Below are 18,602 nucleotides of genomic sequence, written 5' to 3'. Positions count from 1 at the left end.
CTACTTCTGGTGCTCTGACGGCCTGATCGTCCGGGACCCCGGCATCGAGAGCATGACTCAGGTGCTCGCCGACCTGCTCGATGCTGGTGACTTCACGCAGGTTCTTCAGCGGCTCGACGACGAGTGACCGGCTGACTCATTTTGAAAGGATCAGTAGGCATAGGACCCCGTGACTCACGTCCCTCACATACCCACATCGGCCTGAACTGCGGATAAGTTCCGCGAACCCCAGATAATGATGGTGCGCAGCGCGGTGACGAAGTACAGGACGCGCACCTGCTCGATGTCGTCGGTGTACTGGCGCAGCTGGGGGCCGGCGGTGTCGCCGGAGATCGGCTCGCCGACGTCGGGGTCGACGGAGACGACGACCAGGGCGCGGTCCAGGGCGTGGATCTCCGCCTCGCTGGTGATGTTCCCCAGCTGCTTGGCGGCGGAGTCGGAGAAGGCGATCCGGGCGCGGCGAGGGCCGTGCTGCGGGGCCATCAGGCGACGGGCGGGCGCTGGCGGGCGAGGCGGGCGAGGTGCTGCTCGCGCAGCTCCTCCCACGGGGTGCACTCCTCGACCGACGGCAGGCCGTTCGCGGCGATGTCCTCCAGGACGCCGGCGAACTGGTCGGCGGTGGCCCGGGTGTGGGCGGCGTACGCGCGTACGGCGTCGGCGGCCGCGGGGTCCAGCTGCTGCCGGGCGGTGTCGGCGGGGGCCGGCTGTTCGATCATCGAAGGCTCCGTAGGGCGCGGAACGGACGGGTCTCACCACGGTATCGCCGGACCCTGGCGGCCCGGGACCACTGCGGCGGAACCCGCGGGCGCGGACCCAAGGCCCCAGGTGGACCCAGGTACGGCAGCGGTCGGCGTCGACCAGGGGAAACCCTGGACCCAGGACCCAGCAGACCCGGCTCGCCGAGCCCGCTGAGGTAGCGAGTCGGCCGGCCGCACGCCGCGCCGCTGGCTACCGCCCGTGACGAACGGGCGGGGTGCGGGGCATGAACTCTTATGTGTCACGCTCCAGCCCCCGAACGGCCACTCGAGGGGGGTTCGAAGGTCTGGAAACGGACAAACGCGCCCATACTTAGGGCGGCGTGACACCGCTCTTTCGAGGAGCGTGACACCGCTCTCTTTCGAGGAGCGTGACACCGCTCTTTCGAGGAGCGTGACACCGCTGTCACGCTCACGCTCCGTCAGCGTGGCAGCGGGTCTGGCGGGTTGCCGAAGGTGAGGTGCTCCCAGGGTGGGCACGTGCACGGTCGGCAGGCGGCGCAGTCCGCGCAGCTCATGCAGAACCGGCGCGGGACGGCGGGGCAGTCGCAGATGGGGTTGTAGTCGGGGTCGTCCTCGCCGGGGTAGTGGCGCGGGTGAGGAGCGCGGCGAGGCTGGCGGTGGCCTCGGGGTCGGCGGCGGCGAGCCGGGCTACGACCGCCAGCTCGCCGGGCGCGGCGGCCGGGACCAGGCGGGCGAGCTCGGACAGCAGCGCGGCGTGCGCGAGGACCGGCTGCGGCAGGAGGCCGGCGGCGGCCTCGCGGGCGGCCGGGTCGGCGTAGTGGCCGCGCTGCGCGGCCAGGGCGTGGGCGAGCCAGGCGTCGACGTCGGCCTGGACGTACGACCCGGCGCGGCGGGTGAGCTCGTCGCGGACGGCTTCGTCGCCTTCGCGGGGTTCGGCCTGCTCCAGCGTGCCGAGCTCGCGCAGCGCCTGGAGCTCATCGGCGCGGGCGGCGATCCGCTGCGCCTCGCGTACGGCGGCCTCCCGTTCGGCGGCGGCCGCGGCCTCGGCGGCGAGCTCGGCCTGGACGACGTCGTCGGTGTCCGGGTCGTAGGGGTGTCGCCGAGATAGGCACCAAAGCCGCCAGTAGTTGATCTTGGGTGACGCCGAGGCGAGTTCAGCGCCCCGGCATGGCGTGGGCCAGTGGTCCGAGGTGTCCGTAGAGGGCCGCGTGGAGCGCGGCGGCCAGTTCGCGGGCCCTGTGCTCGCTCTCTACGTCGTACAGCACGAAGGTAGACCGGTCCGGCGGAGGAGTCGGGGCGGACCTCGAGGGAGGCGTTCGCGGGCGGGGCGGCGTCCCAGGCGGCTTTGCGGTCCTTGGCGGCGGCGGCCAGGGCCCGGTGGGCGCCGGCGGTTGCTTCGTCGAGGCTGTTCATGACGCCGGGGCGCCAGACGATCTGGCTGTCGGGGAAGCGCCGGGTGAGTTCGGCGTGCAGTTCGACGGCGCCGGCCGGGCCGTCGGGTTTTGAGGGGTGCCAGGCCGGGGCTCGGTGCGCCGTCTGCCCGGACGACGCGGTCAAGTCGAGCGGCTGGTTACCCTCCCCGTCGTCGGTGAGGTCGAGCAGGGCGCCGTCGTGGGCGCGGACCTCGATGGCTCACTGGCCGAGGGAGTCGATGCCGAAGTCGACTCGCTCGGGGAGCCGGACGGCGGGCGGGTCGGCGTCGACGATGCCGGGCATCTTCGAACACCCATCAACCTCAACTGACCAGCTGATCACCACCTCCCGACCAACGGGGGAACCTCAACGCGATCCAGCCGCCCGCCGCTGGCGTTTAAACCCGGAGCAGTTCAGAAAACCTGCGGCTCGGGTGGACCGGCGCGGGCATGTCTGTCAGGGTTCGGGATCGGAGTGGGGCGGCGTCTCCCACAGCTCTGGGAAGAATCGGGTGTCGAGGTGGGCTTGGAGGTAGGCGGCTCCGGGGGTGCCGCCGGTGCCAGGTCTGCGGCCGATCTGCCGTTCGGCGACCTGGGCGTGGTGGGTGCGCCACAGGGACCATGACTGGTCGTGGCCGAGGAGGGACTGGGCGAGGCCGAACAGCGGCTGCTGGTCCGGGTCGCGGGTGATCGCGGCGAGGGCGGGGCGCCTGAGCTGACGGGTCGACACGTCGTGACCGGCCCCGGTGAGGAGGCGGAGGAAGCCGTCCCAGAGGCTGGGCTCGGCCATTCGCTCCTCCAGCCGGGCCCGTTCGGTGGGGGTGAGCCAGCCCATCCGGCCGATGCGGTCGGAGTCCCGGCGTCTGGAGAGAATCTCGATCTCGTGGAACTGGGCGGACTGCGCGCCGCTGGCCGTCCCGAGACAGCCGCGGAAGGCCAGGAAGTTGTGGGGTGTCATGGTGTCCAGCAGGTGCAGCGTGTCCAGGAGGGTGTGCTCGATCGCCCGGCAGCGCTCGATGCGGATCCGGGCGGGCTGTGCTTCGCCGGCCAGCATTCGGTCGCGGGCGCCGGAGAGTTCGGTGAGTAGCAGCTGGAACCACAGCTCGTGGACCTGGTGCACAGTGATGAACAGGTGTTCGTCATGGGCGGCGGAGGCGGGGGCGTGCTGGGCGAGCAGGGCTGGCAGGCGCAGGTATTGGCCGTAGGTGAAGTCCGCGGGTGCTGCGGGAGCGGTACGCCCAGTGGTCTGCGGGATGGCCCGGGCGGTGTCGGCGCTGTCGCAGGGGGGTCCTGGCTGGGTGGGCGCAGCCGGGCACTGGCTGGCTTGAGGCTTCGGGAGGGTCTTTCTCATAGGACGCTGCTCTTGGGCCGCGCGGGTTCGATGCCGGTCGGTCATGTCGTCGGTGTCGGCTGCCGGGTGGCCGGTGCCCCGGTAGATGGCCATGGTGCAGGTGAGCACGGTGGCCCGTGCGCCGGCCACGGCCTCACGGAGCTGCTCGAGCCGTTCCCAGCGGTCGGTGGTGTGGAGGGCGGCGAGCGCCTGCATCGCGGTGTCCGCGGCCTGCAGAGCCGCGGACAGGATGGCCTCCTGGTCGGGGGCGTGGCAATCGGCTGCGACTTGTCCCAGCAAGCGGGTGCCCGCCGCGAAATACGCAAGGGCGGCCTCCGGTGTTGCCCGATGTTCGGTCTGCTGCCGTGCCGGAGGCTCGGCCGTCGGGTTCTTCTGCCCGGGCCCGTTGTGTCGCTCCTTGTCCTCACGCCACTGTCCGGCGTTGTGGGCGGGGCCGGCCGTGGCGTCGGCTGTCGGCTGGCGTTGTCGGAGCCCGGTCATCGGCTGTTCTCCCGCTCGGGGAGGTCGATGAGGCGGTCGTCCAGGATGAGGAAGTCCAGGCCGATGGCGTGGGCGGAGTTGATTGCACCGTCGGCGGTGTCGACGATCGGTTCGCCGCGCAGGTTGAAGGAGGTGTTGATCAGCACCGGTGGGGCGCCGGCGCGCTTGAGGTGCTGTAGGACCTCAAGCAGGGGCTCGCCCTGGTCGGTGATGATCTGGGGTCGGGCGGTGCCGTCGATGTGCACGGCGGCGGGGATGTCCTTGTGGCCGCAGTCGGTGACCTGGGCGGCGCCGAGCATGTAGCGGTGCAGGGTGGGGTTGGCCGTCCAGTAGGCGTCCTCGGCCTCGGCCAGGCCGACTGGGGACAGCGGGCGCCACAGTTCGCGGCCCTTGGCGAGGTTGAGCCGGTCGCGCATCAGTGGGTCGTGGGGTGAGGCGATGATGGAGCGGTGGCACAGCGCGCGGGGTCCGACCTCGGCCCGGCCGGTCACGATCGCACCCATCTGCCCGTTGACCAGCCGCTCGCCCACCTCCTCGGGGGACAGCGGGCGGACAGTGAGGGCGTGCCGGGACAGCGCCTCGTCGATCTCGGGCGCGGTGACGGCGCGGCCCAGGTAGGGGGTGATCGGTTGGCCGGGGGCGCGGGGTGGGGCGATGGTCCAGGCGGCGCCGAGGGCGACTCCGGCGTCGTGCGGGACCGGCGGGACATAGACCGGCTGCGGCAGCAGCCCGTTGGAGGAGCAGTTCAGGGCGACCCCGCCGGCCAGGCACAGCGCGTCCTGGCCTGTCACGTCGCGGGCCTGCCGGGCGAGCAGGGCGCACACCTGCTGCAGGCTTGTCTGGGCGCTCCAGGCCAGGCGGACGGCGTGCTCGTTCTTGTCCAGGTCGTCGGTGGGGGTTTGCTGTCGGCGGTAGCCGAGTTTGCGGAAGTGGTCCCACCAGGCGAGGATGATCTGCCGGTCGGGTGTGTCCGCCGGCAGCTGGAATGGTGGGGTGAAGGTGTCGCCGTCCTGTTCGAAGATCGGCCAGGGCTCGAGGTTCTGGGCGCGGCCGTAGGCGGCCAGGCCCATGGTCTTGCCGGCCTCCAGCATGTGCAGGCCGATGATTTCGGAGACCGCGTTGTACATGTGCCCCAGCGAGTGGGGGATGGGCCAGCGGTCCTGGCGGATCAGCGGCAGACCGTGCCGGGCCTGGTAGATGGAGGCGCTCTCGTCGTCGCCGTAGCCGTCCAGCACCACCACGGCCGCCGCCTCGTACCCGGAGGCATGGAACGCGGAAGCAGCGTGGGCCAAGTGGTGGGGGACGAAGACCAGATCCGGGTGACGGACCGGGTCCGGGTCCCAGCCCAGGGCATCGGCCAGGAATGCGCGGCTGTCACCGAACCGCCACGGCCGTCCCGGCACGGGCGGATCCAGCCGGCCGAGGTCGGCCCGGCATGCGTGCCGGGGCAGGTCCCAGCCGAGCGCCACGACGTCGATGTCGGCCGGGGAGAGGCCGGCCATGTCCAGGCAGGCGCGGGCAGCCTGGGTCGGGTGGGCGTGTAGGCCGTGCTTGCGGCGGCTGATCCGCTCCTCCTCGACCAGCGCGTGCACCACCCCCTCGCCGTCCACCAGACAGGCGGCCGGGTCGTGCCAGCCCATCGGAGGGGCATTCAGTCCAAGGATCCACACAGAATTGCTCCCTTCGTCTCACCGTGCGGGATGGCGGGACGCCGGTCCGCCGTAGATTTGGTCGATGGCCGTGGTGAGGCGGGTGAAGTTCTCCGGGTCGGTGTAGAGGGTGTAGTGGTTTCCGGGGAGAGGGACGACGGTGAGTTTTCCGGTGGTGTGTTGCTGCCAGGTCTCCGGGGGGAAGTTCTTGATTCCCACCAGGTCGTAGACGGGGTTGTTGCGGTCGGTGGCGGCCAGGACGGTGAGGTCGGCCCGGATGGGCGGTGGCTGGTCGGCGGTGGTGATGGCCATCGCATTGCTCACCAGGGTGCTCACGAAGCGGTGGGTGGTCTCCTCGGTGCGGTGGGACCAGGTGGGCTGGCGCAGAGACGCGACGACGTCGTCGACCGTCTTGGCATCCGACGGGCGGACGGGCAGGTTCAGGAAGTAGGACAGGGTGAGTTCGGCAGCACGGATGTAGTCGATCTCGATCGCGGGTCGGGGGTAGGCGTACAGCGGGAGGGGGTCGATCATGACGATGTCGGTGACCGTTTCTCCGAATTTCTGGAGTTGGTGGGCCATCTCGATCGCCAGGTTTCCTCCCATGGAGTAGCCGGCGAGCCGGTAGGGGCCGTGCGGGGCGACCGTCTGGATTTCGGCGATGCATTTAGCGGCCATGTCCGCGATGGTTCCGGGCGGGTTCGGATCGTCGAAGGGGTAGGCGAGAACGTAGGCGGGCTTGGCGAAAGTCGTGTTCTGGATCAGCTTGTGGTAGCAGAACACGGTCCCGTTCACGGGGTAGATGAAGAAGATCTCCTCGCCCGGTGTGCCTGCGCGCAGTTGGATGAGGGAGGGGTCGAGGAGGTTGCCGGACACCCAGGTGCGGATCTCCTCGGTGACGCGGCGCGGCGTTTGAAGCTGGACGAACCGTCCCAGGCCGATGGCCGGACCCAGCCGGTCCGCGATGGCGTCCACGATTTCCACCGCGGTGAGTGAGGAACCGCCGACCGTGTCGAAGCCGTCGTCGGGTCCCAGGTCGTCCCTGCCCAGGTAGGTGCGGAAGATCTCCACCACCTGGTCCTGCAGGTTCCCGACCGGTTGCTGGTCGCTGCTCGGGCCCTGGGTGGTGCCGGAGGGTGCGGCGGCGGTAGTTGTGGTGGGAGGGCTGATCCAGTGGGGTTCGGGGTGCAGGGGGTAGCCCGGCAGCGGGATCTTTACCGCATGCGGCAGGGCGTCTTCGGAGATTCCATCGTCCTGGGACGCTGTTGGTGCGGTGGGCTGCGCGAGGTACCGGCGCAACGCCTCCTGGGCCTGGCCGATGGTGCGGGCGCGGAGGAGCGTGGCCGTGTTGAAGCGTGCCCGGCCGCGGGCCAGCGTGTAGGCGAGGTCGTCGATGCGGACGTCGTGGGTGAGCAGGTGGCGGTACAGGTTCTCGGCGGATTCGTGCAGGTCGGCCTGGTTGCGGGCGGACAGGAAGAGCGGGTAGTCCGCGTCGTTCGGTGCGGGGCGGGGGGTGGGGGGTGGGGTGGCGGTGAGGATCATGTGGGCGTTGGTTCCGCCCATGCCCAGTGAGGTGACGGCCGCGGCCTGCAGCGGGGTGGCCGGGGTGTGCGGGCGGTCATGGAGGACGAGTCCGGCGCTGTCCAGTTGCAGCAGGGGGTTGGGCTGGGAGCAGTTGATCTGCGGGGGAATGGCCTGATGGTGGAGGATCAGGGCGGTCTTGATGAGGCTGGCGATGCCCGCGGCGGAGGCCATGTGGCCGAGGTTTGCCTTGATGCCGCCGAGGCCGCAGCCTGGTGCCAGACCTCCTGCGGCGGTGTAGGCCTTGACCAGTGCCGTGACTTCGAGGGGGTCACCGAGCGGGGTGCCGCTGCCGTGGGCTTCGACGTAGCCGATTTGGGAGGTGGGGATGCGGGCATCGGCGATGGCCCGGTTGATGACGGCAACCTGCGCGGAAGTGCTGGGCGCGGTGAAGCTGGTCTTGTCGGCGCCATCGTTGTTCACTCCGACGCCGCGGATGACCGCGTAGATGCGGTCCCGGTCGGCAACAGCGTCGGCCAGCCGCTTCAGGACCACCACCCCACCGCCGTTGCCGGCCACCCACCCGGAGGCGTCGGCGTCGAACGGGCGGCAGTGCCCGTCCTTCGACCACACCCCGCCGTCGGAGTACACATAGCCGGCGGGCTGCGGCAGCCGCAGCGCCACCGCCCCCGTGACGGCCGCATCGCAGCGCCCCAGCGTCAGCGCGGTGCAGGCGGCATCGACGGCCACCAGCGAACTGGAGCACGCGGTCTGCACGGCCACTGACGGGCCGGTGAAGTTGAGGAGGTGGCACATACGGCTGGGCAGGAAGTCGGCCTGATTGCCGATCCGTACCGAGTACGGGATGTCACCGCCAAGGTTCTTGGCCGGGATCAGGTTCTGAACGAGGTAGTCCGCGTATCCCGTGCTGGCGAAGACGCCGACATTCCCACCCGGGGGTACACCCCCGTCCTCCAATGCCCTCCATGCCAGTTCCATGTACAGCCGGTGCTGGGGATCGGTGGACGCTGCCTCGGCGGGAGTCATGCCGAAGAATCCGGCGTCGAAATACTTCATGCCGGACACCGAGGCACCGTAGGGCACGTAAGCAGGGTCGGACAGCAGCGGTTCCGGTACTCCGGCGGCCCGCAGCTGGTCGGGGTCCAGCGGTTGGACCGCTTCCCGGCCTTCTAGGAGCAGTTGCCACAGCTCGGCGACACTGTCGGCTCCGGGGAACCGCCCGGCCATTCCGACGATGGCTATTTCCGTTGTCGGGTGGATTGGAGAGGTCACGTTTCCGATCCGTTCGCTTGTCAAGGGTGGGCTGTAACGCGTCCGCGTACGACCGGCGGGTGGTCAGGATTTCGGTGCGAGGAGGGAGGCGAGGTGGTCGGTGTAGCCGCGGAGGGTGGGGTAGCTGAACAGGTCAAGCGGGGTGAAGTCCGGGGGATCGAGGAGTTCGGTGATGCGGGTGTGGATCCGTGGCACGTCGAAGGAGGTGCCGCCCACGTCGAACAGCGTGTCGCCGGGTGCGATGTCGTGCGCGATGCCGCGCTCGAGCAGGACCTCCTGCCAGACGGTTCGTACCTGTTGGAGAAGATCCGTTGTGGACGCGGTCGACGGTGGGGTGATGGCGACTGCTGTTGGGGCCGGGAGTGCGCTGCGGTCGATCTTGCCGTGCGGGTTCAGGGGCAGTCGGTCGAGCCAGGTGAACGCGTCGGGGATCATGTGGCAGGGCAGACTGCGGGCCAGGTGGTCGTGGAGCTCGGCGTCGCTGACGGGATCACGGCCTGCGGAGCGGACGAGGTGGGCGACCAGGTGGCCTTCGCCGTCGACGGTGGTCTCATGGCGGGTGACGACAGCACCGGTGACGGCGTCGTGGCCGCACAGGGCGTTTTCGATTTCGGAGGCTTCGATCCGCATGCTGCGGATCTTGAGTTGGGTGTCGCGGCGGCCGTGGAAGTCGATGGTGCCGTCCTCGCGCCAGCTGGCGATGTCTCCGGTGCGATAGAGCCGGGCCGCAGGGTCGTCGCCGAACGGGTCGGGAATGAACCGCTGGGCGGTCAGTTCGGGATCGTTGAGGTAGCCGGCCGCCACGCCGTCGCCGCCGGTGACCAGTTCCCCCTCCTCACCGATGCCGGCGAGAGTGCCGTCGTTACGCAGGATGTAGCAGGTGGTGTTGGCGATCGGGGTGCCGATAGGCATCACGGCCGCGTCGGCGGCCAGACGGTTGACCGGGTAGGCGGTGGTGAAGGTGGTGTTCTCGGTCGGCCCGTAGGCGTTGATCAGGTGCTTGGGCGGGCGGTGGGCCAGCACCTGCCGGGCCAGGTGCAGGTTGAGCGCGTCACCCGCGACGAGCACCTCACGCACACCGGCGAAGAGATCGGGTTGCGGGCCGACCAGTTCGTGGAAGACCGCCGTGGAGATCATCGCAACGGTGATCCGCTGCCGGTCCAGGAACTCGCACAAGTCGCGGGGGGAGAACTCCAGCTGCCAGGGCGTGACCACCAGGGTGGCTCCGTTGAGGAGTGCCCCCCAGATCTCGAACGTCGACAGGTCGAAGGTCAGCGCCGTGATCTGCAGGACGCGGTCGTCCGGGGCGATGGTGGTGTAGTCGGTATTCACCACCAGCCGGGTGATGCCACGCTGGCGCACTCCGACGGCCTTGGGCCGGCCGGTGGATCCGGAGGTGAACATGACGTAGGCGAGATCCTCTCCGGTGACCGGCCGGGCCGGCGCTGGCGGATCGTCCACCGCCGAGTCCTCGACCCGCAGCACCGGGCCACCGGCAAGGCCGTGCTCCGCAGCGCCCGGCAGGGCGACCAGTGCGCCGATCTCGGCGTCCTCGGCCATCGCCTGCAGCCGCGGCAGCGGATGGGCCTCGTCCAGCGGCACATACACCGCCCCGGCCTTGACGATGCCCACGATCGCGACGACGGCCTCCGCGCAGCGCTGCCCGAGGACCCCCACCCGCTGCCCCACCTGCACGTCGTGACTGGTGAGGGTGTACGCGAGGGCGTTCGCCCGCCGCTCCAGCTCCCCGTAGGACAGGTGGCGGTCACCATCGATGACGGCCACTTCGTCGGGCCTCTCCCGGGCCCAGCGGGCGAACAGTTCGGCCAGGCCCGCCCGGCGTGGGTAGGGCCGGGCGGTGGCATTCCACTCCCGGACCCTGGCGAAGTGGGCGGACGCGGCGATGCCAGCCGGGTTCGCCATCACGGGGGATTCCATGTTCGCTTCTCCAGACTGATTGGAGGGCTACGGGTGACTGGCCGATGCCGACGTGCCGGTGAGCAGATCGGTGAGCTGGCCGAGATACGAGGCCAGCTCGTTCGGGCCGTAGCAGTTCGGGTTGGCGTCGATGTCGAGGCTGAGGGGTTCGCCGTCGGTGCGGGCGTGCAGCTGGATCGCCATGTCCTCGACGAACGCCGCGCCGGTGGACAGGTTGTAGGCGCGGGCGGGGCTGTCGGCGAAGTTGATCCGGTAGTCGAACGGCATCACGTTGACCAGCGGGCCGACCAGGCGCCTTCGGCCGCCGACGAGTTTGAGGTCGCGCCGCAGCTGCTCGCCGCGGTAGCGCTGGTGCGGGCGGATCGCCCGCAGTTCGGCCGCGACCGCCCGCACCGTGTCCGGCAGTGCGTCGCCGCGGTGCACGGGGATGCGCAGCGGCACGATGTTCATGATCATGGCGGGGGTGCGGGCGGCCGGGCCCCAGCGGCCCATCACGGGCAGGCCGAGGATCACCTCGTCGGCGCCGGTGTGCTGGTGCAGGTGGCGGGCGATGAGGGCGATGACGGCCTCGGCCCAGCCGGCGCCGGCTGGGCCGGCCGCCGCCCGCCAAGAGTCCAGGGCCTGGGCCGGGAGCTGGGTGCTGGAGCGCAGGAGTCGGCCGCAGGGGACGGCGACGTACCGGCTGAGGCTGACAGCTTGGGGGCGGTCGGCGTAGCGGGTGGTCCAGAACGTGCGGTCCCGGTCGTTCTGGGTGGAGTGCTGGTAGCCGAAGTCGTCATCCACCAGCGGGCGCAACGGGCCCAGGGGCGGTGTGGTGTCGGGGCGGCCGGTGCTGAGGGCGGTGTAGTGCTGGGCGGTGCGGTTGGCGATGACGGAGAAGCCGTAGCCGTCTAGGGCGATGTGGTGGGCCCGGTGGTACCACAGGTGTTGGTCGGGGCCGAGGGTGATGAGGGCGTGGGCGAACAGGGGGCCCTTTTCCAGGTCGACCAATGTCTTCAGATCGGTACGCATCCAGACGAGGGCGGCGTGGCGGGGGTCGGGGTGGTGGCTGGTGTCGAGGTGGGTCAATGGCCAGTCGTCGGTGGGTTGCAGGAGCTGGAAGAGGCCGTGGGGGCCGGTGTGGAAGCGGGCGTGCAGGGTGTGGGCCTCGGCGACGGTGCGGCGCAGGGCCTTCTCGAAGAGTCCGGTGTCGAGAGGGCCGTCGATGCAGAGGTATTCGGCGGCGTTGTACAGCGGGTTGACCGGGTCGAGCTGCTGGCCGATCCACACTCCCTGCTGGGCAGCGGTCAGCGGCAGCCGGTCCACTGCCGGCGGGCTAGCCATGGTGTCCGTTCCGGGCGGTCAGGAGTTCGCTCCACTGGTTCAGGGTGGGTTGTTCGGCCAGGTCGGCGAAGGTGACCTCGGCGCCTTGGGCGCGCCAGCGCTCGACCAGGGTCATGAGTCGGATGGAATCCAGGCCCTGGTCCGGCAGCGGCACATCCGCTGCCAACTGCTCGGTGGGTACGCCGAGCAGGTCGGCCACCTCTCGCCGCAGCCGGTCCAGGGACGGCTCGCGGTGCGCAGTGCTCATGTCGGCTCTCCGGCGGGTTCGAGGGCGGCGGCGATGCGGTCGCGCAACTGCTGCTTGCTGATCTTGCCGACGGCGGTGCGGGGCAGCGCGTCGAGGAACTCGATCCGGTCGGGCACCTTGGCCGCGGCCAGTCCCCGGCTGCGGACGAAACCGGTCAGCTCCGCTACCGTGGGCCGCGGATCCCCGGGGACGATGTAGGCGCAGACGCGCTCGCCGAGGAACGGATCCGGCATCGCCACCACCGCGGCCTCCGTCACACCCGGGTGGGCGAGGAGGTGGCTCTCGACCTCCTCGGCGGCAATCTTCTCGCCGCCGCGGTTGATCTGGTCCTTGGACCGGCCGACCACCACCAGGTGACCGGTGGGCAGCCGGCGGACGATGTCGCCGGTGCGATAGAAGCCGTCCGCAGTGAACGCGATGGCGTTGTGTTCGGGGGCCTTGTAGTAGCCGCGGACCGTGTTCGGGCCGCGCACCAGCAGATGTCCCGACTCCCCGCCAGGCACCTCGCGGTCCTCGTCGTCGACCACTCGGATCTCGTCGGCGGGGGACAGCGGCCGTCCCTGGGTGGTAAAGACGATGTCGTCGGGGTCATTAAGACGGGTGTAGTTCAGCAGTCCCTCGGTCATACCGAACACCTGCTGCACCCCGCAGCCCAGCACCGGCCTCACCTTCCGGGCCAGCTGCTCGCCCAGCTTCGCCCCGCCCACCTGCAGCAGCGCCAGGCTGGACAGATCGTGCCCGGTGTACTCGGCGGCCTTGAGCCATAGTGCGGCCACCGGGGGCACCACTGCGGCGACGGTGGCCCGTTCCTGCTCGATCACGGGAAAGGCCACATCCGGAGCAGGGGAGGGGGCCAGCACCACCCTTCCCCCGGACAGAAAGGTTCCCAGCGCCCCCGGAGCACTCAGCGAGAACTGGTGCGCGATGGGCAGCGAGCCCAGATACACCGTCGTCGCGTCGAAACCGCACAGATCGGCGCTGGCCCGCGCCCCGTACAGGTAGTCGTCGTGCGTGCGCGGGATCAACTTCGGCACACCGGTCGTCCCACCCGACAGGTGCAGCAACGCCACACCGCCCGGATCGGCCGCCGGCCACGGCCCGCCGCCATCGCCGGCCCAGCCCCGCACCGCATCCAGCCCCAGGAATTCGCCCGGATCGCCGGCCACGACCACGTGCCGCAGCGCGGGCACTTCCCGCCGCACCTCATAGGCCAGCTCGCGGTAGTCGAAGCCGGCGTGCCGGTCGGCGACCACGTAGGCCACCGCCCCGGTGAAACGGCAGAAGTAGGCGACCTCACTGCGCCGATAGGCCGGCAGCACCACCACCGGTACCGCTCCCAGCTTGAACAGGGCGAACAGCACCTCGAAGAACTCGGCGGCGTTCGGCAGCTGCACCACCACCCGGTCGCCGCACCCGATCCCCAGCGTCTGCAGGCCCGCAGCCAATCGTCCGGACCGATCATCCATTTCCCGGTACGTCCACCGCTCACCGCCCGCCACCATCGCCACACCGTCCCCGAAGGCGGCCGCCCACTCACCCGGCAGCTCTCCGAGGGCCCGGCCAGACCAGTACCCCGCATCGCGGTAGCGCCGGACGAACCCCTCCGGCCAGGGTGTGAACCCATCCATAACAGCCTCCTGACCGGGTCGAGCGGTGTCCCGCGCCCAAGCGGACGGCACCGGATGGAAACGGGGCCGGATCAGTGGGCGGGCGGGAAGCCGACTCTCGCGTCAAGCCCTTCCCGATATGACCTGCGACACTCGCGCCGCTCTTCCAACCTCCGTCCGCGTCACGAACGATGGATGAGTAATCGCTACTCAAGGGAGAGGTGGCGGTCGCTTGTAGGTCATCACCGGATTTTGAGTGGAGAGTCGGGCGGCGGGGCTGGTTACGCACCGAGGTCGGACAGTGGCACTGGGGCCACGCCCAGCCGCGGCGGGCGCACGCTCGCCACGACCGCGACGGCCTCGCGGCGCTCATCGGCCCACTCGAGCAGATGCAGGCCGCCGAACCAGGACGACCGCACCGCCGCCCCGGGCTCCTCGCTGAGCAGCGCGGACAGGTCCAGCCGATGCAGCGTGTCCAGCGTGGCCATGCCCACCTTGACCAGCGCCTCCTTGCGCACCCAGTGCCGCAGGAACGCCGCCTCCGGCTGCTCCCGGCGATCCAGTATCCGCAGCTCCGACGGGGTGAGCACTTGCCGCAGCACCCCCGGATGGAGCGGAGACGTCGCCTGCCGCTCCACATCGATACCCACCGGCTCCCAGCCGGCCACCGCGGCAACCACATCGCGGGTGTGAGAGAGACTGACGTGCACACAGGGCCGGTCGGCCAGCGCAGGCCTGCCGTGGCCCTCGCGGCCGCATGCGGCACAGTGCTGAACCACCTCCAGCAGCCCGGGACCAACCCCGAGCAGGCACCCCGCGCACATCCGCACCAGCAGATGCGCGGCCACGAAGTCCCGCCGGTCCCGCGGCGACCGAAACGCCGCACTCCGCGACCGCTCCACCTCGGTCAACAAGCCCTCATCCGCCCCCGGGAGACCGAGCACCTCCTGCGTGTTCGCCACGACCGCCAACGGACCGGGAACGGCCCCGGAAATCCCTGCCATGGCATCCCTTCCACGGCCGAAGCGAGCGAGAGGAACGATCCTGCTGGCTGTGGCAGCGATCATCCCTAGGCTTCCGGCACCCTCTCCGCCCGTTACCACTTCCCAGGCTGCCCCCAACAGGGTGGCCCCGGCCAGACAAACCACCGGGCCGCGCCCCGAACGCGGCTTTGGCTCCTCAGCCCAGCGGCGACATCTTGGCCGCCACTCCCGGATTCCGCGGCGCTCCGCCTGCCCCGCCGACGCACCGCCGTCTGTCCGACACCTCCGGTCCGCCGCCATCGCCATCACCAGTCGTCAAAAAGTTTGACGGCAACACCGGTTTTTGTTCCGTTCCTACCGGGACCCCGAGTTCTACGAAAAGTTCCGGACCGGGACGGCCTGGCGGGACGTGCCCGAGCGTTATGGTCCGTGGGCCACGCTGCACACGCGTTTTCGCAGGTGGGCGGCGGACGGCACGTTCGACCGGATGCTGCGGGCCGCCCAGGCGAAGGCGGACGCGGCAGGCGACGTCGAGTGGCTGGTGTCGGTCGACTCTACCGTCGTCCGGGCTCACCAGCATGCGGCCGGGGCTCGAAAAGGGGCTCCAGAACCGACCGCTCGGCAGCAGTCAGATCCAACGGCGCAAGCTTCGGTCCCGGACGCGTCATACACCTAACCCTACGGGAACTTAGGACTCAGGACACAATACTCCGCTTGTGCCAGCGGTAGGTTGCAGTAAGAAGTAAGCGGGCCATACTTATCGTATGAGTCAGCCGCTACTGCTTGAGAGAGAGCCGCAACTCGCAGAGTTGGACCAGGCGCTGGAGTCTTTGCTGAGGGGAAACGGATCCTTCGTTGTGGTCGAGGGGGCTCCCGGGCTTGGCAAGAGTCGCTTGCTAGCGCAGGTGAGGGAGTCGCCCCATGTGGCCGGGGCACGCCTCTTTACTGCACGGGGATCGGAACTTGAAAAAGAGTATGCTTTTGGCGTCGTTCGCCAGATGTTCACCCCCGTGCTACTTACTCAAAGCGCAGCTGCTAAAAACGGAGCTTTTGCCGGGTCGGCCGCACCGGCCTCTTCGATCCTCGGAGCGATGGAAACGGATCAGGAGGTGGGTGACCTGGCAGCCCTTAACAGTCTCTTCTGGTTGACTGCAAACCTATCCCACGAGATGCCACTGGTGCTGCTCATGGATGATTTGCATTGGGCGGATGAACCATCCTTGCGGTTCCTGCACTACCTACTGTCACGGCTGGACGAAGTACCCGTGCTGGTTATCACTGCTGTACGCCCCCCGGGTGCGGAATCCTACTCAGCTCCACTGAGGCGTGTCATCAATAACAGCAGTCGAAAATTGTTGGAAATATCACCCCTGTCAGTTCAGGCGTGCGATAAGATCTTGCAAGATTCCTTTTCTTCGCCTGTCGAACCAGGTTTCGTCTCTGCCTGCAGTGCCGCAGCAGGCGGCAACCCCATGCTACTCAAGGAAATGGCTGCAGCTCTGCGTATGCGTGGAGTGGAACCCACTGCGCAGAATGCGGCGTCCGCCACAGCGCTCGCGGCGGATGCGGTAAGCCGAAGGGTACGTCTCTGGCTGAACAGTTTGCCCGCAGAGAGCGGGGATCTGGCACGTGCCGTGGCAGTCTTGGGAGGGGAAGCGCCTCTAGAATGGGCTGCCGCGCTCGCAGGGTTGGAGCCAGCGTCCGCCGTGGAAGCGGCTTCGGCTCTGGAAACTGCTGACCTGTTCACATTCATCCGACCCTCCTCTTCTGATTCGGCCGGGCACTTCGCGTTTGTACATCCGCTCGTGCGTGCTGCCGTCTACGAAACCCTGGGATGGGCAGTTGGCCATTTTCACTTGGATGCCGCCCAGGTCCTTCACACCGCTGGGGCTGAGCCTGAACGTGTCGCAGCGCACTTGTTGCGTATCCCTGCCGAAGGCCGCACTTGGATGGTGCAAGTGCTGAAAGAAGCCGGCGCCATAGCCCTGGCACGCGGCGCTGCGGACACCGCCTTTCACTACCTGCAGCATTGTCTCCCCGGGCTTTCTGAGGGCGAGGCAAGAGTGGATCTGCTAATCAAGCTCGGATATGTAGCGTCACTAGTGGATCTGAGCGCGGCCAGTGACTACCTTGAAGAAGCTCTTGCTCTTTGCCGTGACACGCAGAAGACAACTGAAATCGCCTATCTACTGGGGCGAGTTTGGTTCTACTCAAACCGTTTCGAAGAAGCGGTCAATCTCTATGAGGACATTCTTCGAACCTCTCATAGAAATAGCGATTTCAGTCTTCGCCTTCTCAGTGGAATCGTTCAAGCTAAATGGCTGTATGTTCCCGTTCCCAAAAGCGAGCTGAGTAATCTGCTTACCGAGCTGCGCAGAATTGAACCTCAGGAAACAATTGGCAGCCGCATGCTGGACGGCGTAGTGGCTTCGTATGATGCAGCTGTCCTGCTCGACCCGTCCTCGGTAAACCGGGCTCTCCGGGCGATAAGTGACGGATTGCTGCTCCAGAGCGCGCCCGCCGATATTGGGATGGTACACGCCTGGTTTTGCTTGCTTGAAGCAGACCGCCAAGAGGTGATGTCGAGTCTCGACGCTGTCATTGCGCAAGCCCACAAAGTAGGCTCCACCTATGCACTTACTGCAGCACTCACCTTCCGGGGCCTCGGGTGGCTCTGGCGTGGCGAGCTGACAGAGGCGGAAAACGACTTGCGTGCAGCAGTGCGAGCAGGTGACGCCGGCCAGGTTGAGATCGCCCGTTTCCAAATTGGCCCCTACCTCGCCGAAACTCTGATGGAACTGGGACGACTCGAGGATGCCTCAGCCGCGTTGGAGTGGACGCAGGTGCCAGACCCGCTTCCACCCGCGCACGGTGTCTGGTTCTACTATCTTTACAGTCAATCCAAACTGCTGCGGCGACAAGGGCTACATGAGGAGGCATTGAATGCCGCCTTGGAGTCGGGAAAGCATCTCGCGGCCATCGATGCTGCGAACCCGGCCCCGGTAGCATGGCGTTCTGAGGCGGCTCTGTGTTTTCACGCACTTCAGCGCCCAACCGAAACCAGAGAGTATGCGGAAGAGGAACTCGGGCTAGCGCGCCGCTGGGGTGCGCCGAGAGCCCTGGGGCACGCTTTGTACATTAATGGTCTACTCAACGTCGGCCCTCAAGAAGATCTACTAAGAGAAGCGGTATCCATACTCGAATCCTCGCCTGCACGCCTTGAATACGCCAAGGCGCTTCTTGCGCTAAGTGGAGCACTGCGGAGAAAAGGAGCCCGCAAAGAAGCGCGAAGCTACGGCTACGAGGCCCTTGAACTAGCCAAAATGTTGCATGCGGCATATGTCATCAATGAAGCAGCCTCCGAGCTGCAGATCACCGGCATGCAACGTAGCCGCCTTACGCTTTCAGGCCCCGGCGCCCTAACTCCGAGTGAGCGAAGAGTTTCAGAACTGGCGGCTGCAGGAAAAAGCAATAGAGAGATCGCGCAAGAAATTTACGTAACAATCAAAACGGTGGAAGTCCACCTCTCGAACTCATACCGGAAATTGGGGATCAACCGCCGCGACCTCCTCAAAAAGACCCTCGGGCCATAGATGCGTTGGCCGCACCTATCAAATCCGATACCCGAAGCCACGACGACGCGAAAACAGCAGGGGCAGTCTGAGGCTGACGCTGCGACACACAGTCGGAGGCACGGTTTGAGCACATCCGCTCCTCTACTCACTACAGCCTCAACATGAGGCAGCGTCCACCACGGTGCCGGATGCGGTACAACCCCTGAACCTGACGAGTGAAACCCCCCCTTCAACACCGGGCCCACGGGCCCGTTCCTAATGAGCAGATCCCCCGCCTGTCTGGCGCACTGACCAACGCCCAAGCGCGCGCCGCCCGGAAACCGTAGTCCCGGCGGACGAAATTGCGGCGCTCTCAGGCCTTCGACCCCCAGGCCCCTACCCGTGTGCGGAGAGCAGCCCACCTGCGAAGTGAGCTTGTTCCGCTTTGGCGGACACCATCGGTGTGGTGGTCAGGCCGCGAGGACGGCCTCGTATTCGGCGGGACTGCGGTAGCCGAGGCTGCTG

General features: G+C 68.1%; 13 protein-coding genes and 1 pseudogene. 4 read left to right on the top strand and 10 right to left on the bottom strand.

What is annotated here, in order from left to right; translation table 11 throughout:
* Nucleotides 1-183: 183 nt before the first annotated feature.
* Together ACIGXE_RS36555 and ACIGXE_RS36550 are read right to left on the bottom strand one after the other, a co-directional pair.
* Nucleotides 184-483: a hypothetical protein gene (locus ACIGXE_RS36555; RefSeq protein WP_399754453.1), complete on the bottom strand. Its 300-nt coding sequence runs from the start codon at nucleotides 481-483 to the stop codon at nucleotides 184-186.
* Nucleotides 483-716, bottom strand: coding sequence for a hypothetical protein (locus tag ACIGXE_RS36550; protein WP_399754452.1), 234 nt, complete (start codon nucleotides 714-716; stop codon nucleotides 483-485). The genes ACIGXE_RS36555 and ACIGXE_RS36550 overlap by 1 nt, the downstream gene beginning before the upstream one ends.
* Nucleotides 717-1,473: 757 nt before the next feature.
* On the opposite strand from ACIGXE_RS36550, the gene ACIGXE_RS36545 reads away from it, so the two are divergent.
* Together ACIGXE_RS36545 and ACIGXE_RS36540 are read left to right on the top strand one after the other, a co-directional pair.
* Nucleotides 1,474-1,827: a hypothetical protein gene (locus tag ACIGXE_RS36545; RefSeq protein ID WP_399754449.1), complete on the top strand. Its 354-nt coding sequence runs from the start codon at nucleotides 1,474-1,476 to the stop codon at nucleotides 1,825-1,827.
* A 419-nt stretch (nucleotides 1,828-2,246) separates the two neighbouring features.
* Nucleotides 2,247-2,462: a hypothetical protein gene (locus ACIGXE_RS36540; protein WP_399754448.1), complete on the top strand. Its 216-nt coding sequence runs from the start codon at nucleotides 2,247-2,249 to the stop codon at nucleotides 2,460-2,462.
* A 126-nt stretch (nucleotides 2,463-2,588) separates the two neighbouring features.
* On the opposite strand, the gene ACIGXE_RS36535 is transcribed toward ACIGXE_RS36540, so the two are convergent.
* From ACIGXE_RS36535 to ACIGXE_RS36500, 8 genes are all read right to left on the bottom strand, one after another.
* Nucleotides 2,589-3,761 (bottom strand): tryptophan 2,3-dioxygenase family protein, encoded by a 1,173-nt coding sequence (locus ACIGXE_RS36535; RefSeq protein WP_399754446.1) that lies wholly within the window; start codon nucleotides 3,759-3,761, stop codon nucleotides 2,589-2,591.
* A 197-nt stretch (nucleotides 3,762-3,958) separates the two neighbouring features.
* Complete coding sequence (locus ACIGXE_RS36530; RefSeq protein ID WP_399754444.1) at nucleotides 3,959-5,602, bottom strand: carbamoyltransferase C-terminal domain-containing protein; 1,644 nt, start codon at nucleotides 5,600-5,602, stop codon at nucleotides 3,959-3,961.
* Between the two features lie 48 nt (nucleotides 5,603-5,650).
* The gene (locus ACIGXE_RS36525) at nucleotides 5,651-8,425 is read right to left on the bottom strand and encodes a beta-ketoacyl synthase N-terminal-like domain-containing protein (RefSeq protein ID WP_399754442.1); all 2,775 of its coding nucleotides are present in this window, start codon (nucleotides 8,423-8,425) and stop codon (nucleotides 5,651-5,653) included.
* A gap of 63 nt (nucleotides 8,426-8,488) precedes the next feature.
* Nucleotides 8,489-10,363, bottom strand: a complete 1,875-nt coding sequence (locus tag ACIGXE_RS36520; protein WP_399754441.1) for a non-ribosomal peptide synthetase — start codon at nucleotides 10,361-10,363, stop codon at nucleotides 8,489-8,491.
* A 27-nt stretch (nucleotides 10,364-10,390) separates the two neighbouring features.
* Nucleotides 10,391-11,686, bottom strand: a complete 1,296-nt coding sequence (locus ACIGXE_RS36515; RefSeq protein WP_399754439.1) for a condensation domain-containing protein — start codon at nucleotides 11,684-11,686, stop codon at nucleotides 10,391-10,393.
* The gene (locus ACIGXE_RS36510) at nucleotides 11,679-11,933 is read right to left on the bottom strand and encodes a phosphopantetheine-binding protein (RefSeq protein WP_399754438.1); all 255 of its coding nucleotides are present in this window, start codon (nucleotides 11,931-11,933) and stop codon (nucleotides 11,679-11,681) included. The genes ACIGXE_RS36515 and ACIGXE_RS36510 overlap by 8 nt, the downstream gene beginning before the upstream one ends.
* On the bottom strand, nucleotides 11,930-13,561 hold the full coding sequence (locus tag ACIGXE_RS36505) for a (2,3-dihydroxybenzoyl)adenylate synthase (RefSeq protein ID WP_399754437.1): 1,632 nt from the start codon (nucleotides 13,559-13,561) through the stop codon (nucleotides 11,930-11,932). Before ACIGXE_RS36505 ends, ACIGXE_RS36510 begins: the two co-directional genes overlap by 4 nt.
* A gap of 260 nt (nucleotides 13,562-13,821) precedes the next feature.
* Nucleotides 13,822-14,502 carry a 4'-phosphopantetheinyl transferase family protein gene (locus ACIGXE_RS36500; RefSeq protein WP_399754435.1) on the bottom strand — a complete coding sequence of 227 codons (681 nt, stop codon included), beginning with the start codon at nucleotides 14,500-14,502 and terminating at the stop codon, nucleotides 13,822-13,824.
* 400 nt (nucleotides 14,503-14,902) lie between these two features.
* On the opposite strand from ACIGXE_RS36500, the pseudogene ACIGXE_RS36495 reads away from it, so the two are divergent.
* Both ACIGXE_RS36495 and ACIGXE_RS36490 read left to right on the top strand, forming a co-directional pair.
* Nucleotides 14,903-15,121: pseudogene (locus tag ACIGXE_RS36495) on the top strand (transposase); the annotation flags it as partial.
* A gap of 166 nt (nucleotides 15,122-15,287) precedes the next feature.
* The gene (locus ACIGXE_RS36490) at nucleotides 15,288-18,116 is read left to right on the top strand and encodes an AAA family ATPase (RefSeq protein WP_399754434.1); all 2,829 of its coding nucleotides are present in this window, start codon (nucleotides 15,288-15,290) and stop codon (nucleotides 18,114-18,116) included.
* Nucleotides 18,117-18,602 lie beyond the last annotated feature (486 nt).

It is taken from the genome of Streptomyces sp. NPDC053431, assembly GCF_044544925.1.
Lineage (GTDB): Bacteria > Actinomycetota > Actinomycetes > Streptomycetales > Streptomycetaceae > Streptomyces.
Note: the sequence above shows the minus strand (reverse complement) of the source record. Positions and strands in the feature narration are given on the sequence as shown.